Here is a 3328-nt window from a genome sequence, read left to right on the forward strand (position 1 = left end):
CAGCGGCTTGATACGCGCCCGGTGGCCGTACACATAGCGGGCAGGGCGGAACACTTTTTCGTCGGGCAGTGGCGACTGGCCCAGTCGCAACACACGAAAACTGTGCCGCCCCTCAATGGCCAGCAATATCAATGCGAGACCCAGCGGCAAACCGATAAAGAGACTGTAGAGCACCAGCGCCAGACCGTTAAGAGACCCATAGTGGTGACAGTGGGCCGTTTCCACATAGCGCTCGAACCAGGGAAAAAAGAAAACCTCGGTCAGCAGGAAAAGGGGCACAGCCCAGGCGGCATGAAACAATAACAGGCGGATACGCTCGGCCTTGCTGTATTGCGGTGCCCAATCGGCCATAAGCCTCCCCCGAATCGACGTCCCTGTGGGAGCGGTGTCTCGCACAGGCGTTCCTTATTATTCAGGGGATATTCTGGCAGAAAAACTTAGCGGTCGTCGCGACGCAGCACAAAGAAAAACGGCTGCTTCATCCCTTTCAGATCCATGATGCCGAGCACGGTGTTGTCGTCCACCTTGCGAAACACATCATTGATGGGCAGGTTGTCGTAGGACATGGTGGCCGAGGTTTTACCACGGTATTGGATCATGCGCAGGCGGGCAGCAGAGCGGCGCCCGGACAGCAGCGGCAGGGTAACCTGGAACAGTTTGCCCACCCACTCCGAACTCAAAAACGGCAACCGGTCCAGCAGCCCCAGCCCCGGCATCACCAGCATCGGCTTCACCGTGGTCAATTTACCGGATGCCTTGCGGAACACCAGCGGGTGCACGTGTTCGGCGCTGTCAAAACGCTTGCCATGCCAGTGGCAACGCTCCAGCACCCCATCCAGCGGATGACCGGTTTCGAAGCCTTCGCCTTTCCAGGCGCCAAGCATGAAGTCCGTATCAATGGGCTCCAGCGCATCATAAATGGCCAGCGCATCCTCACAGGAGACCTGCCCGGCCTGCTGAGCTTGCGCAAAACTTATTTCTTTCATGCTTTTCTTGTCTGCCTGAGACACACCCATGATCTACTCCTGAAGCCGCACGAAGAATGGACCCATACGCTAAGCACAGCCCGGTAAAATCACCAGTGTTTGTGCGCCATTGTCAGGCAAGGGTGTTCACCAAAAACACCATGCATTGACCAAAACATTCTTTTGAGAAAGAACCGATCGCAAACAAGAAAAATCAACCGGATTTGTATACCGCAGAGCCTGGTTTTACTCGGTGAACTCTGTGCCCTCTGTGGTAAAAATCATCCCTTGCAACGTCCTTCTTCGCGCAATGCCGCCGCACTGTCTTCCAGCCGCTGCTGCTCCCGGCCCAACAGGGCACTGACCTGCTTCAGCTCGCGAATCTTGTCGTCCACCGCCGCCTTCTTTTCCGCCATCAGCACAGCGCCTTGTTCGCAATCGATGCTGTCGCTGCGCAGGGCATCCAGCACCTCACGAATCTCACGCAGGGAAAAACCCAGCGCCTTGAGCTGGCGCACCATGGCCACCCGTTCCACTGCCTTTTCCGGGTAATCCCGATAATTGTTGCCACGCCGTTCCACTTCCTGGAGCAAACCGGCCTTTTCGTAATAGCGCAGGGTATGGCGGTTCACCCCGGTGCGCTGTTCCAGTTCCGCAATCTGCATGGCCGCCTCGTAATCCGCTGTTGACCTTAGAGCATACTCTACCCTTTAGGGTGGTGGCATACCTCATCACGGAGACCTGCCATGACCATTCTCATCACCGGCGCCAGCGGCTTTATCGGCCGCCATGTCTGCGCTCAGTTAAGCCATGATCACGACATCCTGGCGGTATTGCGCCAGCCGGACAGCCAGCTCCCCGTCCTGCGCCAGCAAGTCCATGCCCTGGGCGGGAAGGGCGAGCGTCTGCAGGCGGTACAGGGGGATCTGGATTTGCCCGGCCTGGGCCTGCCGGAGGATCTGCCTGCCCCACAGGCCATCATTCATCTGGGCGCCCGCTTTGCCTGGCAACTGGATCGGGAGACCGCCCAGCGCACCAATGTAGCCGGCAGCCTGGCGGTGGCGGAGCTGGCCCGCTGCCATGGCAGCCGCCTGGTGTTTATCAGTGGCTTCATGCTGGAAAACCATGAGCATCTTCAGCGGCTGGGTATCACCGGCGACGACCCGGACCTGGTGGATTGGCAGCAGGTCTATCGCCGGGCGGGCGGCTATGAAGCCAGCAAACTGGAAGCGGCAATCCGGGTGCGGGCCCTGGCGGCAAGCCGTGAGCTGGATCTGGTCGAAGTGCAACCCGCGACTGTCGCCGGTCATAGCCATACCGGCGCCCTGGATAGTGCCCAGCCGCTGTATTCGCTGATCGATAACCTGGCGCGGGGGCGGATGGCCATGGTCCCCGGCAGCCCGGATCACTGGCTGCCACTGGTGGCGGTGGACCATCTGGCGGCACTGATTGCGGAGGCGACCCGGGCCCATACCGTGCCGCAACGGCTACTGGCCCTGGACCCGTCCACCCCCAACTTGCAGGGGCTGCTGGCCATCGCCGCCGACAGCCTGGGGCGGCGCCCTCCGCAGCGGCATGTGCCGATTCCGGTTCTGGCGGCCCTGCTGCGTCTGCCGGGGATGCCACGGCTGATGAATACCTGGCCGGAGGCGCTGCACTTCATCCAGACCACCCGTTTCGACACCACCGCCACCGATGCCTTTCTGGCGCAGCAGGGGCTACCGCGCCCCGCCATGGCGGCGGTGATTGCCCGCAGTGCCCGCTGGTACCAGCAACAAGGGCATGATCAGGCGGATCCGTCACCGGCCTGACCCTGCATCTTTGCGGGCGCTTGGGGTATGCTTGCGGGCATTGTGGGTGCCCGGCACGGCCGGGCACGGTATTCAGCGATAAAGCGAGCCAAGCATGACCAACCGCGTAATCTACCCAGGCACCTTCGATCCGATCACCAACGGCCATCTGGACCTGGTCGAACGGGCCGCCAAGATGTTTGATGAAGTGGTCGTCGGCATTGCCGCCAGTGAAAAGAAAGGGCCCCTGTTCACCCTGGAAGAACGTGTGGAGCTGACCACTCAGGTACTGGCCCATCTGCCCAATGTCCGGGTCACCGGTTTTTCCAAGTTGCTGGCCCACTTCTGCAAGGAAGAGGATGGCAACATCCTGCTGCGCGGCCTGCGCGCGGTCAGTGACTTCGAATACGAATTCCAGCTGGCCAACATGAACCGGCAACTGGCCCCGGAGCTGGAAACCGTGTTTCTGACCCCGGCGGAGCACCTGTCCTTTATCTCCAGCTCGCTGATTCGCGAAATCGCCCTGCTGGACGGGGATGTGAGCAATTTCGTACCGCCGCTGGTGGCGAAAGC

The 3328-nt window shown here is 60.6% G+C and carries 5 protein-coding genes; 2 read left to right on the forward strand and 3 right to left on the reverse strand.

All coding sequences use genetic code 11. The annotated features are described in order from the left end of the window. From HUJ17_RS16125 to HUJ17_RS16135, 3 genes are all read right to left on the reverse strand, one after another. Nucleotides 1-351: hypothetical protein (locus HUJ17_RS16125; protein WP_290511649.1), on the reverse strand; the 351-nt coding region annotated here is incomplete at its 3' end. Between the two features lie 86 nt (nucleotides 352-437). Next, nucleotides 438-1016, reverse strand: coding sequence for a DUF4334 domain-containing protein (locus HUJ17_RS16130; RefSeq protein WP_290511650.1), 579 nt, complete (start codon nucleotides 1014-1016; stop codon nucleotides 438-440). A 230-nt stretch (nucleotides 1017-1246) separates the two neighbouring features. Further along, nucleotides 1247-1630 carry a MerR family transcriptional regulator gene (locus HUJ17_RS16135; protein ID WP_035245770.1) on the reverse strand — a complete coding sequence of 128 codons (384 nt, stop codon included), beginning with the start codon at nucleotides 1628-1630 and terminating at the stop codon, nucleotides 1247-1249. A gap of 81 nt (nucleotides 1631-1711) precedes the next feature. Between HUJ17_RS16135 and HUJ17_RS16140 the strand changes: the two genes are divergently transcribed. Both HUJ17_RS16140 and coaD read left to right on the forward strand, forming a co-directional pair. Continuing rightward, the gene (locus HUJ17_RS16140; protein WP_290511651.1) at nucleotides 1712-2776 is read left to right on the forward strand and encodes an SDR family oxidoreductase; all 1065 of its coding nucleotides are present in this window, start codon (nucleotides 1712-1714) and stop codon (nucleotides 2774-2776) included. Nucleotides 2777-2870: 94 nt separating this feature from the next. Further along, on the forward strand, nucleotides 2871-3328 hold a 458-nt coding region (coaD, locus tag HUJ17_RS16145), incomplete at its 3' end, for a pantetheine-phosphate adenylyltransferase (RefSeq protein WP_290511652.1).

This window comes from Alcanivorax sp. (assembly GCF_014762765.1).
Taxonomy (GTDB): domain Bacteria; phylum Pseudomonadota; class Gammaproteobacteria; order Pseudomonadales; family Alcanivoracaceae; genus Alcanivorax.